The sequence below is a fragment of the Arthrobacter sp. 210 2 genome, assembly GCF_059093025.1.
The window spans coordinates 323371-345148 of record NZ_JBNHIE010000003.1 but is presented as its reverse complement, the minus strand read 5'-3'; the positions used below and the strand labels follow the sequence as shown (position 1 = coordinate 345148).

The following is a 21778-nucleotide window of genomic DNA, read 5'->3' as shown; positions in this document are numbered from 1 at the left end:
GTCGGCTATGACAGCGGCGGACTGGAGGAGAACGGGAACTATCTATGTAGATAGTTAGTAATGGAGCTCACAGACTATCTATGGATATAGTGATTGGCAACACTAAGCTGCAGAAAGATGGACTGTGAGTCTTCGGTACGCCCTACTGGCCCTATTGAGCGCGGAACCCATGACGGGCTACGACCTCTTTAAGCAGTTCGAATCATCCGTGGGATACGTATGGCATGCTCCGGATTCGCAGATTTATCCTGAGCTCCGCCGCATGGCGCGTGAGGGACTGCTCGAGGGGCACGAAGTGCCCTGGGGTGCCCGCGGGAAGAAGGTTGAGTATCACGTAACGGAGCGGGGACTGGAGGACTTCAAATCATGGATGAATCAAGACCTTGAATACTCGCGGGAGCGCGATCCTGCGCACCTGAAGGCTGCCTACATGGAGTGGGCTGAGCCGGATTCAGCACGACGGCAAATGCGCGCCCACAGGGACTACTACGCGGCGCGGCGCGCGCAATGGGTGGAGAAGGTCCGCGAAATCGATGAGGGGACAAGTGCGATGCTCAACAAAAGACTGGCGGGCCTTGCAGAAGCGGACAGGCCCCGAGCAATAGCCTTCAAGAGGTACACATACCAAGGCTTAGTGGCCCGCGCTGACCAAGAAATCTCCTGGGCTGAGCAGGGGTTGGATCTAATCGACGCCTTGGATGACTCCCATCTCTAGTGATCCGGGCCCCCGCAGCGATAGTGCGGGGGGCGACGCGTGCTCGTAGTCGCGTAAGTACGACTAGGAGCAACTCTCCGTTCGTACTATGATCATACAAAGTTCTGCGGCAGGCTCGGCAGGCTCTGGAAATCGAAGTCGACACATGGAGATTCTGATGGCAATTACTCAGGTGCGCGAAAGCGCCCTTTTGGCCTCTGTTCCCACCGGCCTGCTTATCAATGGTGAGTGGCGGGCTGCCACTTCGGGCAAGACCTTCGACGTCGAAGACCCGGCGACGGGCAAGGTGCTGTTGAGCATTGCCGACGCCGGTCCTGAAGACGGTGCCGCTGCCCTGGATGCCGCCGCTGCCGCGCAGGAGTCCTGGGCGAAGGTCCCGGCGCGTGAACGCGGCGAAATCCTGCGCCGCGCTTTTGACCTGGTTACCGAACGGGCCGAGGACTTCGCGCTGCTGATGACCATGGAAATGGGCAAGCCCCTGGCCGAAGCCCGGGGCGAGGTCACCTACGGCGCCGAGTTCCTGCGCTGGTTCTCCGAAGAGGCTGTCCGTGCCTTCGGCCGCTACTCCGTCTCCCCTAACGGCAAGTCCCGGCTCCTGGTCACCAAGAAGCCCGTGGGCCCCTGCCTGCTGATCACCCCGTGGAACTTCCCGCTGGCCATGGCCACCCGCAAGATCGCCCCGGCCGTGGCCGCGGGCTGCACCATGGTGCTGAAGTCCGCAAACCTCACGCCGCTGACCTCCCAGCTGTTCGCCGCCGTCATGATGGAAGCCGGCCTGCCCGCCGGCGTCCTGAACGTCATCCCCACCTCAACGGCCGGTGCCACCACCGGTCCGCTGATCAAGGACTCCCGGCTGCGCAAGCTCTCCTTCACCGGCTCCACCGAGGTGGGCCGCCGCCTGCTCTCCGACGCGTCCGAAACCGTGCTGCGCACCTCCATGGAGCTCGGCGGCAACGCCCCGTTCGTCGTCTTTGAAGACGCCGACCTGGACGCCGCCGTCGCCGGCGCCATGCTCGCGAAGCTGCGGAACATGGGCGAGGCCTGCACCGCGGCCAACCGCTTCATCGTCCACGAATCAGTCGCGGCCGAGTTCGCGGAGAAGTTCGCCGCGAAGATGAAGGAGATGACCACCGCCCGGGGCACCGAGCCCGAGTCCAAGGTGGGCCCGCTGATCGACGCCAAGAGCCGGGACAAGGTCCACGAACTGGTTTCCGACGCCGTTGCATCCGGCGCCACGGCCATCCTGGGCGGCGGACCGGTGGAGGGCCCGGGCTACTTCTACCAGCCCACCATCCTTTCCGGCGTCACCGAAGGCACCCGGATCCTGTCCGAGGAAATCTTCGGACCCGTGGCCCCGATCACCACCTTCAGCAGCGAAGACGACGCGGTGCGGCTGGCCAACAACACCGAATACGGTCTGGTGGCCTACGTCTTCACCAAGGACCTCAACCGCGGCATCCGGATGGGCGAAAAGCTCGAAACCGGCATGCTGGGTTTGAACGCTGGTGTCATCTCCAACGCCGCCGCACCTTTTGGCGGCGTCAAGCAGTCCGGCCTGGGCCGCGAAGGCGGCCTCGAAGGCATCGAGGAATACCTCTACACCCAGTACATCGGCATCGCCGACCCCTACGCCGGATAAGCTTCCCGCGCGCCGCGCGGGCTAGCTTTCGCCGGGCCCGAAAGGTTAGGCCCTCACAAGGGGGGAACCTGCTTGTAGCCCCTCGCGCAGCCGCCGCAGGTGAAGGGTTCCCTACGCGGCGTTGTACCCACAGTATCTTCAGTTAGGCTCGCATCAGTGGTCTTCCTCGCGCCTCAGCTGGACAAAGCCCGCGGCTCTAACACAGCGCATTGGGAAGCGGCCGGGGCGCAGGGCTGGATGGTATGCCGCTAGTTGGTGGCCCTACTCAAGGCCGCGCCCCGGCTAAGCCTGACTTAGGCTTGAAGTGGACTACAGCGCCGTCGGGGTAACCCTGACGGGAATCAGGTCATGTCCAAACGCCTGGAAGTTTATGGCGTGCCGCGGTTCCGCTGTGAGTTCAATATTCTCCATGCGCGAGAGCAGCGCCTTCAGGATTGATCGGCCTTCCATACGTGCGACGGCTTGCCCTGCGCAAGTGTGGATGCCGAATCCAAAGGAGAGGTGACCGCTTGCTGCCGGCCGATCGATGATGAACTGGTCCGGATTTTCCCACTTGCGGGGATCGCGGCCGGCTCCCAGCCACATTACGAGAATCTTGGCGCCGGCCGGAATCCTGATGCCCCCTACTTCGGTATCTTTCATAGCGACGCGACCACCAAAACGCGACGGCGCGTAGTAGCGGACCGCTTCTTCGAACGCGGACTCGATAAGTTCAGGGTTTCGCCGCAACTTTTGCCACTCGTCCGGGTTGTCCGCAAACGCGCGCAGCATTCCAGCGATGCTGAAAACTGTCGTGTCAAAGCCAGCTCCGAACACTGCTGTCAGGAGTTGCTCGGCCTCGGCCTCGCTGATTATTCCCTCGTCCGCAGCTTGATACAACTGCCAGCCAATGCCACCCTCCGACTGCTTTTCGCGCTTGGTATTGGCGCCGACCCATTCCAGGGCAGGTTGACCGGCCTCCATCTTTTTGAAGTGATGCTCGTTGTGAGGACCGAAGGCATTGAAGACTGCATCGCCAAAACGGAGCAAAAGTTCTCGTCCCTCCTTAGGCAGGCCCAAAATATCGGGGAAGACCTTCAAGACATAGGCCGCAGCAATATCCTTGTACGCATCAACTTCTACAGGGCCGTCAGCGAGGAGCTCTTCCACCATCTTCTCGGCATGCTCCATAAAGTAGCTTTCCATCTTGGCCATATTTTCGGGAGAGAAGATTCGGAGCATCACCGACTTAGTCTGGGTATGTTCTGGCGGATCCTGCATAAGGGGTGCATTCGGCCTGAAGGGGTTGGGCACATAGAACGGACGGTCCGTGGACGAAAATACCCGCCAATTGCGCAAGACCTTCTGAATGTCCTCAGCCCGGGTTATGGCATAAAAATCATATTTTTCGATGTAAACCACTGGAGCGACCTCCCGCAGAATCCCATCGTGGTATAGGACATCAGCGAGCACCTCCGCGGCAAAGGGGTCATACTGTGAAACCGGTGCTTCGATCAACGTCTCCGACATTGGAGCCTCTTTCTAGGTAGTAGTACGAAACCTGGTTGTGCGCTGGCGCAGTGCTGCGTCCGGCACGAGTCGGCGAGACGCGGGGGTCCTCCGGTCAGTGCTCACAAAATGCGTCCGACCATAGTTCCCTCCCAAGTGTTGTCAACCCGTGGGTATGCTGCGTCAACTTTCACGTAGCCAGCGAAGATTTGGGTGCAGTCGCGATTTGGCCTACGAAGTGCACCATCTGCCACCAAACAAGACACCGCCGCTTCAATCATATACATCGTCATACAAGCACACAAGAATGCTGAAGGCTTTATCCACCGCATAGTTCCCGCGCAGGGGACCCCCCAGTCGGCCAAGCGACATAGCCCCATGAGGCGGCAGCGACCATATTGGCTGAACACCAACGGATTGTCGTACAATTAGCAGGACACTTCACTCCGATGCCCGAGAGTGCAGCAGTCCTTCCCTGACAACTAAGGAGTGAAAGCATGGATCTGGAACGCACACGGAAAGAGACATACGAGGACGGTATCGAGATGCGAAAGGCGGTGTTGGGCGCGGAGCACGTCGAGCGTTCCCTTAGTGCAGCGTCGGAGTTTTCGCGGCCGATTCAGCAGCTAGTTACCGAATATTGTTGGGGAGCGGTTTGGAAGCGTGATGGGCTGGAACTCAAGACCCGAAGCCTGATCAATTTGGCGATGCTTACGGCACTTAACCGCCCACACGAACTTTCGGTGCACGTCCGAGGAGCCGTAACAAACGGATGCACTGACGAAGAGATCCAGGAAGTACTCCTACAGACGGCTATATACGTGGGTGTCCCTGCAGCGTTGGACGCCTTCCGGATCGCGGAGAAAACGCTGAAGGAGACTCGTGCCCGTGACTAAGGGGAGCGAACGTAAAAAGATAGCGTTTGTTGGGTTGGGCAACATGGGCTCCCCTATGGCAGCCCGCCTCGTCTCCGCCGGCTACGACGTTGCAGGAGCGGATTTGGCGCCTGCAGCTCGGACGGCACTGACCGATTCTGGTGGCCGTGCCTTCGAAAACGTCGTAGACGCGGTGCAGGACGCCCAAATTGTGATCCTCATGCTTCCCAACTCCGATGTAGTGGAGAGCGTTTTGTTGGGGCAACCAACGATGAGCCGCGTCGCCGCCGACGCTGTCGTCGTCGACATGAGCTCTTCGGAACCGCTGCGCACCCGAAAGCTTGCCGAAACCCTACGCACGGATTTCAACGTCGGCTTGATCGACGCCCCTGTCTCAGGGGGAGTTAAAGGTGCCGTAAACGGGACGCTGACCATCATGACCGGCGGCACGCAGGAACAGGTGGAACTCGTATCCGAGTGCTTGACGCATCTGGGCACCGTTCGGCACACCGGACCTGTGGGTTCCGGACATGCAATCAAAGCATTCAACAACTTGTTGTCGGCAACCCACCTTCTGGTCACCAGCGAGGCACTGCTGGCCGGCGAGCGATTCGGGCTGGATATGGAGATTATGCTCGAGGTAATCAACAGCTCCAGCGGACGAAGCGGCTCAACGGAGAATAAGTGGCCGAACTTCATTCTTACGGAATCGTACAATTCAGGTTTTGGCCTGCAACTTATGCTCAAAGACATGAAGATTGCCACCAATTTGGCAGCGCAACTGGGGCTGCCCAGTCTGCTCGGAGAGGACTCCGCCCGGTTGTGGGAAAGGGCCGCTAAAGCCTTGCCCGCAGGCGCGGACCATACGGAGATTGCACGCTGGCTCCGCGATCAGTGAGAGCCCGCAGATTTCATGGCCAGTTGCACGCAGGAATCTTGGATGTCCGATACAGCTCGTTCGTCCAGGTCGCTGAACGACCCCTTAAGGTGAGCCCCGGGATTTAGGGATGTCGAGGCACCGCACCCAGCCCCCGCGGAGAGGCGAATAACAGATCGCTTGTCCGGATACCGCCTGCCGATCTTTCAAAAGCGTGTTGTTTAGGAAGCATTCATGGGATTCCGATCTCTCGGAGAACTGAAGCGGCCACATGGAGTGCGGGGATGCACCTTTGTCGTGCCGCGCTTCGTTCAGCCCGATTCAAGGAGGGGCAACGGTTGACGGCTAAGTATCAAATCAGCATCGTCAAATTTGGGACTAGGCAGACCGCTATGAGCGAGGTCTACCTCAACTACCATCTGTACGGCCGACCTGATGCCCCGTTACAGATGGACTACTTTTTCTGGGTGATCCACAACCGGGAACGTATGGTCATTGTTGACACGGGCTTCTCGCCGGAAGGTGGAGCATCTCGTGGTCGGACCCTGCTGATACATCCAGTCGACGCCTTAGCTGAGCTGGGCGTTTTTCCCGGCATGCAGCCTAACGTGGTAATTACCCATGCCCACTATGATCACATCGGAAACCTTTGCCACTTCGCAGATTCGCAGGTGTTCATTAGTGAAACTGAATGCAGTTTCTGGCTTAGCGACATGGCAAATCGCAGGCAGTTCTCCTACCTCACCGAACGCTCCGAGCTGCAGCATCTAGCCGATGTCCAGGACGAAGGACGACTGACAACCTTTACTGGGACAATGCAGCTCGCCCCAGGCATCGACCTGCTGGAAGTAGGCGGCCACACCCCAGGTCAAAGCATCGTGCTAGTGAACACTGACGAAGGCAGGGTCGTCTTAGCTTCCGATGCGATCCATTATCTCGAGGAGTTCGACCAGGACCAGCCATTCCTCCACGTCGCCGACCTGCCGAAGATGTATGCGGGGTTCGACCGGATCCGGGGCTTACTAGCGGAGCGCAAAGGCATCCTGGTTCCAGGGCACGACCCTGGCACTCTCAACCGCTTTCGACCCGTTGGCTCAGGCCCTCTGCAGGGGTTGGTTGCCACTATCGGGTCCATATGACTTACCTGTGCTCGGCCCCTTCCCCCAACGCTGACGATGGCCCGGCAACGAACTTCCAACGGCTCTAGCGGCCGGGAATGCGGGCTGATTTCGCGCGCATAGTTCTTCTTTTTCTCCCTTCCGCCCGGGGGATACCTCCGGGCAGGAGGGCGGTGAGCCGGCAGGACATGGGAACACTGAATGCGGCCAGCCACATCAGGGGTCTCTTGGCTAATCATGTCCACGCTCACAGGCGGGGGCCATCTCATCGTCCACACATTCCTACGGAAAGTGATTCCCACCCGCGACCGGGTGCCTGAGCAATTGAGGCAGGTGCCCGGCAGATACTTCCAGCCGAGCACCTGCCCACTGCCAGGATTATCCTGGCTTACTCTTTACAGTTTTCCGGAAGGGGCACCGTCACGGTTGCCAAGTCCAGTTTGTCCGGAACAACACCCAGTTCATGCATGATGTCGGGGACTATCTGCATCTGCTCCACATCGTTGGCCGCGGGAAAGGTCACCTTTGTTGTCGCCGCAATGGCGGCATCATCCCAGCCCAAGTGTTTTTTTAGCCCGGCCTGGTACAGGTCCTGATCCGACTGGGCAAGGGTAGCGCCCTGAAGGACGACAGCGCACTGAAAAGCCGCGACCGCATTAGGGTTCTTGTCAACGAACTGGCCGCTCATCACCCACTGCAGTGCGGGAAAGTCCTTATAGGGCTCCTTGCCGTAGTCCATCACTGTGGTGGACTTGAGCTTTTCCTTGGCCAGCTTCAGGCCCGTGCCTACGAACACGCCTGCGTCAATGGCGCCGGTTTCCAGAGAGCTACCCATCTGTCCAAATGGCAGGTCCACGAACTGGGGACCATTGGGGTCGAGTCCCTTGAGCTTCAAGGCGTACTTGATCCGAAGATCGTGTCCGCTGTTCAGCCCGACCACACCGACCTTCTTGCCGGCAAGATCTTCAATACCCTTAATTCCCGAGTTCGGGAGTGCCTCGACAGTCAGAGAATCCGTCACTTCGCGGTAATCCTCGCCCACAATCCGGATGTCCATACCTTGCTGGATTGCGTTGACGACCCCCCAGAGACTCGATGTACCAACCTGCGCATTGCCCGAGACCACTTGAGTAAGCATCGCCGGGCTGCTTTCTGCCCACTCGTACTTCAATGTCAGCCCGTGCTCGGCAGCAACCCCACTGTCCATCGCGGCAAGAAATGGTGACGCGGAAGTCTGCCTGTATTGAGCTCCCGTTATCGTAGCCACTTCCGGCGAAAAGGGGTCCCCTGTCTGGGCAGGCTTGGCCTGACTTTCCGTTGCCGCTCCAGGTGCCCCGCATCCGGCGAGACCCAGGGCGGCGACGGCGGTGAGGGATAGGAGCGTCCTGCCCAATCGGCTATCACCGCGGTTATTACTGGACTTAATCGTCATAGCGCTTCCTTAACTCGGGTATGCGGCACCAATGATCGCACCATCAGGAGAGTCCGCTGGGGCTGGGTGCACTGTAGACAGCACGTGCATCAGCAGTGACAAAAGGTGGATTCCACGGCCGCCCCACGCCCCACAGATTGTCGGACATTCCACCGAGTATCACACCCCGTGTCGCCCTTGTAAACCCCCATCAAGGGTCGAGTGTGATGGCTTTCAAGGGCTACTGCGGCCGACTTCCCTTCGTTCATACCCGGAAAACTCGTCGGCAGTAAAAACATTGACCTGCTCATGCTCGCCGCGATACGCTTCCTCAGACGCGTATGACTGTCGTACAAAACTTTCAACGGTGAGAGAAGTGAGAATGACGTCCTTGCAAAAGGCCCCGGCGGCGCCGCCGCAGAGTGGCGACCAACGAACTGCCAGCCGCGGGCGGGAAGCGCTTCGGGCAACCACAGGTTCCTCAAGGGGGTTGTGGCGAGGTGTGGCCGGAGTTGCCGTTCTGGTGCTGATTTTCGAAGTCGTGTCGCGCCTTGGCCTGGTCAGCCCCGAATTTTTGCCGCCGTTCCTCCAAGTGCTGGCTGAATCTTTCCTGATCTTCGGCGATCCCCAATTCCTCGCCGATCTCCTGTCCACCGCATTGACATGGGCCTTCGCCCTCGTGCTGTCCGTCGCGGTCGCGGTGCCCTTGGGGGTGGTGCTTGGGCTTTCCGAGGTGTCGTACCGGGCATCCCGAACGGTAATTGAGCTGGTGCGTCCGATGCCGGCCGTGGCCCTAATCCCGCTGGTGATGCTGGTTGTCGGGCAAGGGCTGGAGATGAAGATCATCGTCGGTGTATATGCGGCAATGTGGCCAATCCTGTTCAACACAATTTACGGAGTACACGGCGATGACCCCAATGCCAAGGAGATGGCCAGGAGCTTCGGCCTGTCCCGGCCAGCGGTTACATGGAGAGTGGTAATTCCTGGCGCAGCACCATTCGTTGCAACTGGCATCCGCCTCTCATCCTCGATCGTTTTGATCGTCGTGATCACTGTGGAACTGATAGCTGGCGGTGCCGATGGCTTGGGGTCCTACATCGCGGAGAACCGGGCTATGGGCAACCAAGTAACACGCGTCTACGCGGGCACCCTCGTAGCAGGGTTCCTTGGTTTGGCAATCAACTTGTTGATGGGTGCCTTTGAGCGGCGATGGTTTAGCTGGAATGCAACGAAGGGCTAGGAATCGATGAGCGCAGTAGTACCATCCCGGAATACGACTGATACGAGCACTGTTCGCGCCTTTGGCAGCCGCGCACGGGCTCTTGGCCTGAAGGTTCTTAACTTAAGCGGTGCGCTTGTGGTGCTGGTGGGCCTCTGGCAGTGGGCCGCGTCAGGCGCAAGCTCGGTGTTCTTCCCCACCCCCCTGGACATCGCCAAACAGGCGCACCGGATGTTTCTGACGGGTCCGGCCTCGGAGCTGTACATGACCAGCGCCGTGACCCTTGACATATCGCAAACCCTCTGGCGCCTAATGCTGGGATTCGCCATCGGCTCACTCGTGGGTGTCGTTATTGGTATTGCTGTTGGCCGCTCCCGGTCAACGCGTGAATTTGCTGACCCCATCATCGAGTTCCTACGTTCGGTTCCCGCCACGGCAACGTTGCCCTTGTTCATCATTCTGCTCGGAGGAGATGACGCAATGCGAGTAGCGTTCATCGCCTACGGCGTCTCCTGGTTTGTGCTTATCAATACGGCAGCTGGCGTATCAGCAATTCACGCAACCCCATTGGCCTTGGGGCAGGTTTTCAGAATGCCCGCATGGAAAGTCCTTTACCGGATTATTCTGCCCGCGGCATCACCAAAAATATTTGCCGGGCTAAGGATCTCGTTGACTGGCGCGCTGCTACTGGCTGTGGTCTCCGAGTTCATGCTGGCCACCAATGGCATCGGGTACCAGCTCATCCAGTCGCAAACAAGGTTCGCAATCAAGGACATGTGGGCGTGGATGCTTGTCCTCGCTTTGCTCGGGTTTGCACTCAACGCGGTCCTCGAAGCAGTGGAGCACCGTTTTCTGGCGTGGGACAAGCTGGCTCGAACCAGAGGCTGATTCGCATGAGCTGCGCTAAAAATTTCCGGCGGGCCGCCGGTACCTTGCATTCGTTATCTAAGGTTTAGAGGTCCTTGAATCATGACTACTTATTCTTCCCCCTCCCCCACAGCCGATCCCCAGCACAACTCCCCGGGTTCCGGTGACGTCATACTGCACGCAGAGTCTGTCGGCCACGTATACGGCTCAGGTGCTTCTGAGTACAGAGCGATCGGAGGCCTGTCGTTTTCCGTGCGCATCGGTGAATTGGTATCCATCGTGGGTCCCTCAGGTGCCGGAAAGACGACCTTGCTGAGAATCCTGGCGGGACTGATGTTGCCCAGCGAGGGCTCCGTTTCGCTCTTGGGAAAAAGAATCACAGGGGTGCCGGAAGGAATGGCCATGGTCTTCCAGGATTACAGCCGCTCGTTGCTGCCTTGGCTGACAGTTGAGCGGAACGTCGCGTTCCCGCTGACCAAGAGCGCTGGATCAGCAGAGGATCGACGAAGAATCGTAGATGAATCCTTGGCAGCGGTAGGGCTTTCAGGACACAAAAAGAAGTTTCCGTGGCAACTATCAGGTGGAATGCAACAACGGGTAGCCATCGCCCGTGCCCTTGCCTACCGGCCTCGGCTTCTGCTCATGGATGAGCCTTTTGCCTCTGTGGACGCACAAACACGCTCCGAATTGGAGGATCTCGTGTTACAGATCCGGCGGGATTTCGGCATGACCATTCTCTTCGTCACCCATGACATTGATGAGAGCGTCTATCTGGCGGATCGTGTGCTTGTTTTATCGAAGCCCCCAGCCCATCTTGTGGAAGACCTCCGCGTGAATCTGCCCGAACCCCGCGATCAGATCTCCACAAAGGAAACGGAGGAGTTCGTCACCTTGCGCGGCCACGTGGCACGCCTGATCCGGTCGGGCGGCGACGAGGGCTGAGGTATGACGTGTTATTGCGGGACGATCCATCCTGCAACGACAGCAGCGGCAGGAAAGCGCGTTGATGACCGCACCCCCGAAGTAGCCCCATTTGGGCTGCAATTGCCCGGCTGATCCTCGTCACCGGGGGGTTTCAGGGGGATACAGGACGATGTTTCCCGCTGGAAACGTGTGAATCAACATCCCGATGTATGCCGTGAAGGGTGACGGACTCTCGCCCCGGCCCGCCGACTTCCCAGTGCTCATGCCAATAGACAGGAAACAATGGATACCGCTCCCTACACCGCCCAGCTGGCTACATGGAGCCAGAGCTTTGATTACTCAGACTTACCGGACGATGTGGTAGCTGCTACAAAGCTTCGCGTCCTGGACGTGATCGGGTTGGTTCTCGCCGGACATGACACTGCCTTCGGGGTGGCGGTGCGAAAAGCCGCAAAGACGCTGCACCCCGTCGGTGACGCTCACATTTTCGGTTCGGGCAGTACAACTTCGGTTACCGGTGCCGCATTCACCAACGGTGCGCTGTCGCAGGCACTGGAATTTGACGACACACATAACCGTTCTGTGGTGCATATGAGTAGCCCCGCTGTTGCGGCCGGTCTCGCCATTTTCGAGAGCAAAAACGTCAGCGGACGAGACCTGATCACCGCCGTTGCAGTCGGCAATGAGGTCTCCTGCCGAGTGGGAAGCATCGCCCCCCAACAGTTTCACAAGCGCGGGTTTCATCCCACAGCCATGTTCGCCACGTTCGGAACCACCTACCTATCCGGAATGCTGCTTGGTCTTAGCATTCCGGAAATGAGTAATGCGGCAGGGATATGCGGCAGTTTCGCCTCCGGGCTGCTCGAGTGCTGGGTCGACGGAACCCAATCCAAGTTCCTGCATCCGGGCTGGGCGGCACAATCGGGCATCACAGCAGCCACTTTGGCCGCCTCGGGTGTGACCGGGCCCGGGAGCGTCATAGAGGGTCGCTGGGGACTGATTAATTCACACCTGCAGACTCCGGACAATCCCGAAAACTACGAACAGCTAACCAAAGACCTCGGCCAGTACTGGGAGAGCCGATATGCCTCCTTCAAGCCCTATCCAGTCGCTCATGTCATTCACCCTTATATTGATGCCCTGCTTCACCTGCGTAAGACACACGACATAAAAGCTTCCGACGTCGTGGATATTTTGTGCCCAATCGCCGGATATCAAGTCGGGATAGTCTGTGAGCCGCTATGCGAAAGGACTGATCCTCTTAGTGACTCCCACGGACGAGTGAGTCTTCAATTCACCCTCGCCGAAGCACTTATATCCGGCAGAATCGATAGAGGCTCCTATTCCCCTGCTGCACTGGCGGACCCCACGATCCGCTCCATTGCCAGGCTCGTACGGTACGAAGTGGACCCCGCTTACCCTGGTCCTGAGCAATTCAAGGGCGCGGTCCGGGTCACCCTCAAAGATGGGCGCGTACTGGAAGCCGTGGAAGAACACAACCGCGGCTCATTCGCCAACCCGATGAGTGAAGCGGACGTCCTCAACAAGTTCGAAGACAACGCTTCGAATCTATTGGACTCTTCGCAGCGAAACCGGCTAATTGAGTCGGTGCTGAATCTTGGCGACCTGGAAGACGCAGCCGAAGTGGTCAGGCTGTCGATTGCCGCCCCTCCGGCTCCTGGCCGGCAGATGCACCAGGCATCCGCGGTTCTCTGACATTGACGGCTGCTACTGGCCCTGCTTAGATACAAAAGGTACTATTGTATGACAGTCATAAATTGTCCTTCACCTTATACATTGGCTCAACGACGAGATCGGATTCAACAGTCATGACTAGCCAACCCCAAACGACGGATTCAGCGCGGACCGCCCACGCTTATGTCCCCTCCGTTGTCACGGACTTTCCCTCCGAGTACTCAAGGCTTCGCCGGGATAGTCCCGTCGTTCACAGCGACGACTTTGGTGGCTTTTGGACCCTGACTAAATACGATGATGTTTCCCGTGCCAGCCGAGACTGGAAGAGGTTCCGGAGCGGTCAACCGTTTGTGGAGTACGCCAGTTTCGCAAAAGCGATACCGATCAGTACCAATCCCCCTGAGCATGGCTATTTCCGCAAATTCCTAAACCAGTACTTCACAGAGAGCCGCGTTGCCGCCTTGGTCCCCAGGATCGAAGAATGCATCGCAGAACTGCTGGATCCCTTCATTCAGGCGGGGGGCGGCGATATGTACCGGGACGTTATCCGACATATTCCCGCACGTGTGCTTGCAGACCTTTTGGGGCTGACGGACTCCGGGCGGCAGGTACTTAGTGACCGGCTTGACGAAGCTGACGCAGCCCGCCATGACCTCAAGGCCTTCGGAGCGCTCCAAGCCAATCTATGGACTGCTTCCGTTGAGGACCTCATAGCCGACCGCGAGGCCAATCCGCGCGACCCCGCTGAGGACATCATGTCGGGAATCCTTCAACTACAGCCCGGTGGTCACCCCATTACTCATGAGGAAGCGCTGAATATGGGGACACAACTCTTTGCTGCCGGCGCCGACACCACTATTTCTGCCCTGGCCTCGCTCTCTGTGCACTTTGGCGCTGATGAACAGCTTCAGGCCGCAGTCAGGTCGAGGCCGGAGTTGATTCAACCTGCAATCGAAGAGACACTCCGCATGGGCCCACCGATACACCAGACCACGCGCAAAGCGGCCACTTCCATTGATTTGAGGGGCCAGACGATCCAGGCGGACGAACTGGTCGCTCTCAATGTAGCTGCAGCGAACAGGGATGAAGAGAAGTTTGACCGGCCCGAAGAGTTTCTGTTGGACCGCGAATCGAACCCTCACCTGACCTTTGGTTTCGGCCCGCACATGTGCGTGGGGGCTCCAGTGGCGCGGCAGGAGCTGCGAATTTTCGCCGAGCAGCTGCTGAGTAAGACCCGTTCTTACCGCATCGAAGATGCTCCGGAACCTGGTGGCCGGCCGTTGCGGACCGGGTGGGCAAGCATCAAAGTCCTTGTTGAGCCGAATCACCGATAGAGGCCTGACGCCGGAATCGCAGCAAGAACTCTTTGGTTCTGTGTTGTCTGCATTCCAGCAGGGACTATCCGAGAACGCCTACAGGCCATGCACGGCGGCGGCATATGTTCCGAGACGGGCCGGCCTCTGCCCTCGGCCCCCTGGCCACCCCATTTACGAAACAAAGGATGAATACCATTGTCTGGCATTGCCATATCCGCCTTGGAACAAACTGCGACCTCCCTTGCTCAGAACATTTCCCTGATCAGGGATGAGATCGCCGGAACGGTCGCGGGGATTGATAGCAAACAATTGGCCGCAGTGACCGCGCATATCGGGCAGGCTGACCGGATTTTCGTTGCGGGGGCTGGGCGCAGCGGCTTGGTACTACGCATGGCGGCCATGAGGCTGATGCACCTGGGCCACACGGTGCATGTTGCAGGGGACACCACAACTCCGGCGATCTCCTCAGGGGACTTGCTGCTGGTTGCGTCCGGGTCGGGAACGACCTCGGGAATCGTTAAAGCGGCCGAAACTGCCGCCAAAGCCGGGGCGCTCGTAGCTGCATTAACGACCAACCAGGCATCTCCACTCGCCGCCCTGTCCGATGCACTGGTGATCATTCCTGCTGCGCAGAAGACAGACCACGGATCCGCTCTTTCCCGACAATATTCGGGAAGCCTTTTCGAACAGGTCCTGTTCCTCGCAACGGAATCGGTCTTCCAGACACTCTGGGACAGTACGCAAGAACCAGCCGAACAGCTCTGGCTGAGGCACGCAAACCTCGAATAACAGCTGCTCAAACCTCACACACACCAACATCTCCCTATAGAAAGAAAAAACATCATGAAACTTCAGGTTGCAATGGATCTCCTCACCGTCGAAGACGCACTCGAGCTGGCCGGTAAGGTGGCCGAGCATGTGGACATCATCGAGCTTGGTACGCCGTTGATCAAAGCTGCCGGACTCTCCGCTGTCACGGCTGTGAAGGAAGCTCACCCGGACAAGATCGTCTTCGCCGACATGAAGACCATGGACGCCGGTGAACTGGAAGCCGACATCGCCTTTAAAGCCGGCGCGGACCTCGTATCGGTGCTCGGAAGCGCCGACGATTCCACGATTGCCGGAGCTGTGAAGGCCGCAAAGGCGCACAACAAGGGCATCGTCGTGGACCTCATCGGCGTTCCCAACAAGGTCGCCCGTGCCAAGGAAGCCCGCGCACTCGGTGCCGAATTCGTCGAAATGCACGCCGGCTTGGATGAGCAGGCGCAGCCGGGCTTCGACCTGAACGGCCTGCTTCAGGCAGGTGAAGAGGCGAACGTTCCATTCTCTGTGGCCGGCGGCGTCAACGCTTCAACCATTCAGGCCGTCCAGCAGGCAGGCGCTGATGTGGCTGTCGCCGGTGGGGCCATCTACGGTGCAACCGATCCGGCGCTGGCTGCCAAGGAGCTCAAGGCAGCCATCGCCTGATACCAGCTCCGAGCGAGGCGGTGGCCGTACCTCAGGGTGCCGGCCGCCGCCTTTTTGGCCTTTGAACAAGACACTGGGAAATGGGCGCAAAGAAGTGCCTTGATAACGCTGAACGAGCGTGCAGGAGCCCAGAGAACCTACCCGCTGAAGTCCTGCTTCGACAGCCGCACGAGCGAGGACTGAAGCTCATCTACACAGAAAGCTGAGATGCACACTCTTGAACGTCGCCAACACCGGGGGCGGAATCCGCTTCGGGATCCGCGTGACCGCCGTTTGAACCGGATTGCGGGTCCGTCGTCGTTGGTGCTCTTTGGGGTTACCGGTGATTTGGCGCGCAAGAAGTTGATGCCGGCTGTGTATGACCTGGCGAACCGGGGGTTGTTGCCGCCGAGTTTCGCGTTGGTGGGTTTTGGGCGCCGGGAGTGGAGTGATGAGGATTTCGCCGGGCAGGTGAAGGCCTCGGTCCAGTCCTACGCCAGGACTCCTTTTGATGAGGCGGTGTGGAACCAGCTGGCTGAGGGTATCCGGTTTGTCCAGGGCGAGTTTGACGACGACGGCGCGTTCGAGCGGCTTGGCGAGACCATCAAGGAACTCGACGATCTCCGCGGCACCCGGGGGAACCACGCGTTCTACCTTTCGATCCCGCCGAAGGCGTTTGAGCAGGTCTGCCGGCAGCTGTCCAAGCACGGCCTGGCGCAGGCCGAGGGTGATAAGTGGCGCCGCGTGGTGATCGAGAAGCCGTTCGGGCATGACCTTGAGTCGGCCCGGAAGCTGAACGACATTGTGGAGTCGGTGTTCCCGGCGGACGCGGTGTTCCGGATTGACCATTACCTGGGTAAGGAAACGGTCCAGAACATCCTGGCGCTGCGGTTCGCGAACCAGTTGTTCGAGCCGTTGTGGAACGCGAATTATGTGGACCATGTCCAGATCACCATGGCCGAGGACATCGGCACCGGCGGCCGGGCAGGGTATTACGACGGCGTGGGCGCCGCGAGGGATGTGATCCAGAACCACCTGCTGCAGCTGTTGGCGCTGACGGCGATGGAGGAGCCGATTTCGTTTAATGCCGATGATTTGCGGGCGGAGAAGGAAAAGGTCCTCGCCGCGGTGAAGCTGCCGGAGGACCTGTCCACGCATTCAGCGCGGGGCCAGTTCACCGGCGGCTGGCAGGGCGGCGAGCAGGTCCAGGGCTACCTGGAGGAAGAGGGCATCCCGGCCGATTCCACCACCGAGACGTTCGCCGCGATCCGGGTGGACATCCATACCCGCCGCTGGTCCGGTGTGCCGTTCTACCTGCGCGCCGGCAAACGCCTTGGCCGCCGCGTCACCGAAATCGCGGTGGTGTTCAAACGTGCACCGAACCTGTTGTTCCGTGACCATGGCGAGGATGACTTCGGGCAGAACGCGGTGGTGATCCGGGTCCAGCCTGACGAGGGCGTGACCATCCGGTTCGGGTCCAAGGTCCCGGGCACGCAGATGGAAGTCCGTGACGTGACGATGGACTTCGGTTACGGGCACTCGTTCACCGAGTCGTCCCCGGAGGCGTATGAGCGGCTGATCCTGGACGTGCTCCTGGGCGAGCCGCCGCTGTTCCCGCGGCACGAGGAAGTGGAACTGTCCTGGAAGATCCTTGACCCGTTCGAGGAATACTGGGCCACCCTGGACGAACAGCCCGAACCCTACGCCCCAGGCTCCTGGGGCCCGGCCTCCGCTGATGAGCTGCTGGCCCGTGACGGACGAACCTGGAGAAGGCCATGATTGTAGACCTGCCGGACACCACCACCTCGAACGTTTCCAAAAAGATCATGGCCCTGCGCGAGCAGGGCGGCGTGATCGCCCTGGGCCGGGTCCTGACCCTGGTGGTGGTCACCAAGTCCGGGCTTGAGGAAGAAGCGATCGAGGCAGCCAACGAGGCCAGCCGGGAACACCCCTGCCGGATCATCGTCCTGGCCGACGCCGGCAAGAACCAAGCGGACCGGCTCGACGCGCAGATCCGGGTGGGCGGGGACGCCGGCGCCTCGGAAGTGATCGTGCTGCGCGGCTACGGCCAGCTCGCCCACGAATCCGAGTCCCTGGTCGCCGCGCTGCTGCTCCCGGACGCCCCGATCGTCGCCTGGTGGCCGCACGGCGCCCCGGAAAGCGCCTGCGAAACCTCCATCGGCCGCATCGCCCACCGCAGGATCACCGACTCCGCCAACGAACCGGACCCCCAGGCCGCCCTGGAAAACATCCGGTCCACCTACAAAGCCGGCGACACCGACCTCGCCTGGACCCGCCTGACCAACTGGCGGATCCAGCTCGCCGCAGCCCTGGACCAAACCAGCTCAACCTCAGTACTTGCCGCCGAAGTCGAAGGGGCCCCGGATTCCCCGAGCCCGCGGCTGATGGCCGCCTGGCTGAACACCGCGCTGGGCGTCCCCGTGACCATCGTGCCGGGAACCCCCGGAACGGGACTACGCCGGGTCCGCCTCACACTTCCCGACGGCGACATCCAGCTCCTCCGCCCCGGACAAACCGTCGCTGAACTCACCCAACCGGGCCAACCCGCCCAGCGGATCTCCCTGCCACGCCGCAGCCTCCGCGACTGCCTCGCCGAAGAACTCCGCCGCCTCGACCCAGACCAGGTTTTCGGGGAAACTATGCAAGCCTTCACGACTTCGGGCCTTGCACGGACCACCCGGCTCTCACGCTTGAACCCATTGGATGACTTACTCCCGACGTCCTGAAACAGCGACAGTGCGGCTATGTAGGGAATTAGGGGAGCTACGTAAAGGCGCAGCAGTGCCTCAGGCTGTGACAACCGCTTCCTACAAAGCCGCAGGCATCCGCAGGCTTATCTGCCGCTTATACGTCCGGTACCGGGCTGAGAGCAATTTTGTCCGTCTCCTCAATCTTGCCCAGATGGGCGATCGCAGATTCAGCAGCCTTACGAATATGTTGTGCGTAGCGCTCTGCGGCAAGCTGGCCGTCGCGTGCACGTACGGCCTCAACGATCAGACGCAGTTCCTTCACGGATTCTTCGAGTCGCCCAGATCCAGACATGGAAGTCGCTCTGAGGATGCGAACGCGTGCCTGTATCCCCTCGACAATCTGGCGAAGGGCAGGGCTTCCCGCTCCTTCAATGAGAACCTCAAATATCTTGTCCTTTGTATTCAGCAGGGTCTGAATATCGGACTCGGCCTGGCCTACTTCTGCAAACCTTTCAACGGCGGCATCCAGTGTGATGACCTGGGATTGACTCGCCCGCTGCACGAAGCGCTCTACGATGAGCGCCTCGAGCGTTGCCCTTACGTCATAGAGATCCATCGCCTCATCAACAGAAGGAGCACTGACGATTGCCCCTTTCTGGGGCACTACCGTAACGAGGCCCTCCGAACTCAACTCCCTGATAGCCTCGCGGACTGTCGTTCGGGAGACTCCCAACATCTCGATGAGCTCCCGTTCCACCAACCGCTGTCCTGGCTTGAACCTGAAGTTGAGGATCGCCTGCCGCAGGGCAGCGATCACTTGTTCCCGCAGTGGTGCGGCGACCCGAACCATCGGGACATCCATCCGGAAACTGTCAGTTTTAGCCGCGGTCGTCATATGCCCATCATACGGGACCGAAAAGCGTGCCGTCCGGGACAGAAGGGACAACTTTTCAACAAAGCGCCACCACGTATTATTAGCATACAAAACATGGGTGGGCCGAAAATCGACTTTGCGTTCCCCTCCCGCAAGGCGTGCAGATGCTGTACTCTGTCATACAAGTCTTCACTGCGACGATTGTCATACAAAATAAATAAACCGTCTGCGAAAGATTTTCTCACCTAGGAACGGGAGCGTCGGCTTAAGGCGCACCACAACCCATGGCCCATCAAAGGAGATACCTGTGGCATATGTACAAGGCTCACACCACGTCACGCTGTCCGTCGGCACCGCTCAGGAAGACGTCGATTTTCACGTCAAGACCCTGGGAATGAAGTTCATCAAGCGCACCGTTCTATTCGATGGCTCCAAGCCCGTCTACCACCTCTACTACGCGAATGCAGCGGGCGACCCCTCCTCGGTTATCACAACTTTTCCTTGGGCACAGGCCGGGCTCAAGGGAAAGCGCGGCACTAACCAAGCCCGGGAAGTCCTGCTTTCAGTTCCCCAAACATCACTGGATTTCTGGGCAAAGCGGCTGACGGAACACAAGGTGGATGTGGAGAACATTGAGGTCTTCGATCAGCGCCGTCTGGCATTCCGCCACCCCTCAGGCATCGAATACGTCTTCGTTGGCAATGAGAATGACCCCCGGGAAGGATTCGCTGGAAATGGCGTGCCCGAGGAGCATGCCATTCACGGCATCCACGGAGTTGGCATCCACGTAACAACCCCTGAAAGGATGGTCGATTTTGCTAACGACACCTTCTTCTCGCAGGGGCAGCTCTCCGAAGAGGGAGACCGCGCAGTTTTCCAGGTTGGGAATGAAAAGTACGGAAACCACATCGAGCTGACCGCCAACCGCAAGGACGACCAGGGAACCTGGACGTATGGGGCCGGCACGTACCACCACTTTGCATGGAACCTGGACACCCTCAAAAACCAGGACGAGGTGAAGTTCGAGATTGAAGGCGCGGGCTACACCGACATTTCCGAACTGAAGGATCGCAAGTACTTCAAGAGCGTCTACGTGCGCACACCGGGAGGAGCTCTCTTCGAGCTGGCGGTTACGGACGAAGACGGCGGCTGGACCTGCGATGAATCCCCTGAGGAGTTGGGCACGAAGTTCCAGCTCCCCAACCAGTTTGAGCACCGCCGTGCCGAGATCTTCGAACAGCTCGAGCACATCGACGTCTAGCAGACGAACGAGACTGGGGTGTGTCGGCCTTCGCCGACGCACCCCAATCTCATGTCCTTCGGGCACCATGTGAGTCGCGTGAACGTCAGCAACGCTATGGTCCGCCCCTCTCTTCCATATTCAGTAAGGGCCTTACGGCCACGTAGGCAGGACACATCAGATGACTTGGACCTTTAATCACGTAACCCTCGGCCAACGGGTTCTGTTCGGCTCGACGAAAGCTGCGGAGAATGTAGCCCTCGAGGTGAAACGACTGGGCCCCCGCCGGATAATGTTGATTGCCTCTGAAAGCGAGGCCGAAATTGCCACAGCGGTCGCTTCAGACATCGACGTGGCGCTCAATTACCACAACGTAGTTCCCCATGTGCCGATCGAAGTGGCGGACCATGCCCGGGCGGCAGCACGGGAGAACGACATCGACCTTATCGTCAGCGTCGGAGGCGGCTCCACCACTGGACTAGCCAAGGCCGTAGCAATGACAACCGGCCTGCCCATAATCGCAGTTCCGACAACCTATGCGGGCTCAGAGGCCACGAACGTCTGGGGGCTAACTGAGTCCTCGAAAAAAACCACGGGCGTAAGTGACTTGGTGCTGCCACGTACGGTGGTTTACGACGCGGCGCTGACTCTTTCCCTGCCAGTTGACTTATCTGTTGCTTCTGGGCTTAACGCTTTAGCCCACTGCGTCGACTCGATGTGGGCACCCCGTACGGACCCAATCAATCAAGCGCTAGCGGCCGAAGGTATTCGAGCCCTCAACGCTGGTTTGCCCCTCGTACGAACGAACCCTGCGGGACTCGAAGGACGAGAGCAGGTCCTTTACGGTGCTTACCTTTCGGCTGTTGCCTTCGCTTCGGCAGGATCGGGCATGCACCACAAGATCTGCCATGTGCTCGGTGGTGCATACAACTTGCCGCACGCCCAGACCCATGCGACTGTCCTGCCCTACGTCCTGGCCTTCAACGCCAAGGCAGCGCCTGAAGCGTCAGCAACCATCGCCAGTGCCTTCGGCAGCGTCGATCCCGTGGCCGGTCTGAACAGGCTTCGGGAGACCCTTGAAGCACCCAGGGCTCTTAAGGATTACGGTCTTGTCGAGGAAAACATACCCGAAGCAGTCAACCTAATTTTGCCTGTCATCCCGGCTTCCAACCCCCGGGAAGTAACGAAGGAAAATCTTCACCAGTTGTTGAGCGAAGCGTTCGCGGGCACCACGCCCGGACTGTAGGCGACAACCACAACGGAATCGGCTAAAGCAGTATTGGTGCCTCGCTGTGGGCACCAATACTGCTCGTCCTTGGAAAAACGGACTGTGATCAGCGCGACAGGGCTAGACCCGATCAAA

19 protein-coding genes are annotated in these 21778 nt (G+C 59.4%); 16 read left to right on the top strand and 3 right to left on the bottom strand.

Features of this window, described 5'->3' with window-relative positions:
• Positions 1–124 precede the first annotated feature (124 nt).
• Complete coding sequence (locus tag AC5RWA_RS08890) at positions 125–715, top strand: PadR family transcriptional regulator (protein WP_494057308.1); 591 nt, start codon at positions 125–127, stop codon at positions 713–715.
• Positions 716–872: 157 nt separating this feature from the next.
• The gene (locus tag AC5RWA_RS08885) at positions 873–2354 is read left to right on the top strand and encodes an NAD-dependent succinate-semialdehyde dehydrogenase (RefSeq protein WP_494057307.1); all 1482 of its coding nucleotides are present in this window, start codon (positions 873–875) and stop codon (positions 2352–2354) included.
• Positions 2355–2663: 309 nt separating this feature from the next.
• Here the strand turns inward: AC5RWA_RS08885 and AC5RWA_RS08880 are convergent, their stop codons facing one another.
• Positions 2664–3863 (bottom strand): cytochrome P450, encoded by a 1200-nt coding sequence (locus AC5RWA_RS08880; RefSeq protein WP_494057306.1) that lies wholly within the window; start codon positions 3861–3863, stop codon positions 2664–2666.
• Between the two features lie 476 nt (positions 3864–4339).
• Here AC5RWA_RS08880 and AC5RWA_RS08875 point away from each other — a divergent pair, with 476 nt between their 5' ends.
• The 3 genes from AC5RWA_RS08875 (at position 4340) to AC5RWA_RS08865 (ending at position 6733) form a co-directional block, all read left to right on the top strand.
• Positions 4340–4738, top strand: a complete 399-nt coding sequence (locus tag AC5RWA_RS08875) for a carboxymuconolactone decarboxylase family protein (protein ID WP_494057305.1) — start codon at positions 4340–4342, stop codon at positions 4736–4738.
• Positions 4731–5615 carry an NAD(P)-dependent oxidoreductase gene (locus AC5RWA_RS08870; RefSeq protein ID WP_494057304.1) on the top strand — a complete coding sequence of 295 codons (885 nt, stop codon included), beginning with the start codon at positions 4731–4733 and terminating at the stop codon, positions 5613–5615. The genes AC5RWA_RS08875 and AC5RWA_RS08870 overlap by 8 nt, the downstream gene beginning before the upstream one ends.
• Before the next feature lie 371 nt (positions 5616–5986).
• A complete protein-coding gene (locus AC5RWA_RS08865) occupies positions 5987–6733 on the top strand; it encodes an N-acyl homoserine lactonase family protein (RefSeq protein ID WP_494057303.1) in 747 nt (248 codons plus the stop codon).
• 367 nt (positions 6734–7100) lie between these two features.
• On the opposite strand, the gene AC5RWA_RS08860 is transcribed toward AC5RWA_RS08865, so the two are convergent.
• Positions 7101–8144: an ABC transporter substrate-binding protein gene (locus AC5RWA_RS08860; protein ID WP_494057302.1), complete on the bottom strand. Its 1044-nt coding sequence runs from the start codon at positions 8142–8144 to the stop codon at positions 7101–7103.
• Positions 8145–8625: 481 nt separating this feature from the next.
• Here AC5RWA_RS08860 and AC5RWA_RS08855 point away from each other — a divergent pair, with 481 nt between their 5' ends.
• From AC5RWA_RS08855 to AC5RWA_RS08815, 9 genes are all read left to right on the top strand, one after another.
• Complete coding sequence (locus AC5RWA_RS08855; protein ID WP_494057301.1) at positions 8626–9363, top strand: ABC transporter permease; 738 nt, start codon at positions 8626–8628, stop codon at positions 9361–9363.
• A gap of 6 nt (positions 9364–9369) precedes the next feature.
• Entirely contained in the window at positions 9370–10230 is an 861-nt protein-coding gene (locus AC5RWA_RS08850) for an ABC transporter permease (protein WP_494057300.1), read from the top strand.
• Between the two features lie 81 nt (positions 10231–10311).
• Positions 10312–11151 carry an ABC transporter ATP-binding protein gene (locus tag AC5RWA_RS08845; protein WP_494057299.1) on the top strand — a complete coding sequence of 280 codons (840 nt, stop codon included), beginning with the start codon at positions 10312–10314 and terminating at the stop codon, positions 11149–11151.
• Positions 11152–11415: 264 nt separating this feature from the next.
• Entirely contained in the window at positions 11416–12849 is a 1434-nt protein-coding gene (locus AC5RWA_RS08840) for an MmgE/PrpD family protein (protein WP_494057298.1), read from the top strand.
• 113 nt (positions 12850–12962) lie between these two features.
• A complete protein-coding gene (locus AC5RWA_RS08835) occupies positions 12963–14162 on the top strand; it encodes a cytochrome P450 (RefSeq protein ID WP_494057297.1) in 1200 nt (399 codons plus the stop codon).
• 177 nt (positions 14163–14339) lie between these two features.
• Complete coding sequence (gene hxlB / locus AC5RWA_RS08830; RefSeq protein WP_494057296.1) at positions 14340–14933, top strand: 6-phospho-3-hexuloisomerase; 594 nt, start codon at positions 14340–14342, stop codon at positions 14931–14933.
• A gap of 54 nt (positions 14934–14987) precedes the next feature.
• Positions 14988–15611, top strand: a complete 624-nt coding sequence (gene hxlA, locus AC5RWA_RS08825) for a 3-hexulose-6-phosphate synthase (protein ID WP_494057295.1) — start codon at positions 14988–14990, stop codon at positions 15609–15611.
• Positions 15612–15818: 207 nt separating this feature from the next.
• A complete protein-coding gene (gene zwf, locus AC5RWA_RS08820) occupies positions 15819–17369 on the top strand; it encodes a glucose-6-phosphate dehydrogenase (RefSeq protein WP_494057294.1) in 1551 nt (516 codons plus the stop codon).
• Positions 17366–18337 (top strand): glucose-6-phosphate dehydrogenase assembly protein OpcA, encoded by a 972-nt coding sequence (locus AC5RWA_RS08815; RefSeq protein ID WP_494057293.1) that lies wholly within the window; start codon positions 17366–17368, stop codon positions 18335–18337. The genes zwf and AC5RWA_RS08815 overlap by 4 nt, the downstream gene beginning before the upstream one ends.
• A 118-nt stretch (positions 18338–18455) precedes the next feature.
• Here the strand turns inward: AC5RWA_RS08815 and AC5RWA_RS08810 are convergent, their stop codons facing one another.
• A complete protein-coding gene (locus AC5RWA_RS08810; protein WP_494057292.1) occupies positions 18456–19196 on the bottom strand; it encodes a GntR family transcriptional regulator in 741 nt (246 codons plus the stop codon).
• A gap of 286 nt (positions 19197–19482) precedes the next feature.
• On the opposite strand from AC5RWA_RS08810, the gene AC5RWA_RS08805 reads away from it, so the two are divergent.
• Together AC5RWA_RS08805 and AC5RWA_RS08800 are read left to right on the top strand one after the other, a co-directional pair.
• The gene (locus tag AC5RWA_RS08805) at positions 19483–20436 is read left to right on the top strand and encodes a VOC family protein (protein WP_494057291.1); all 954 of its coding nucleotides are present in this window, start codon (positions 19483–19485) and stop codon (positions 20434–20436) included.
• Between the two features lie 160 nt (positions 20437–20596).
• Entirely contained in the window at positions 20597–21661 is a 1065-nt protein-coding gene (locus AC5RWA_RS08800) for a maleylacetate reductase (RefSeq protein ID WP_494057290.1), read from the top strand.
• Positions 21662–21778: the final 117 nt, after the last annotated feature.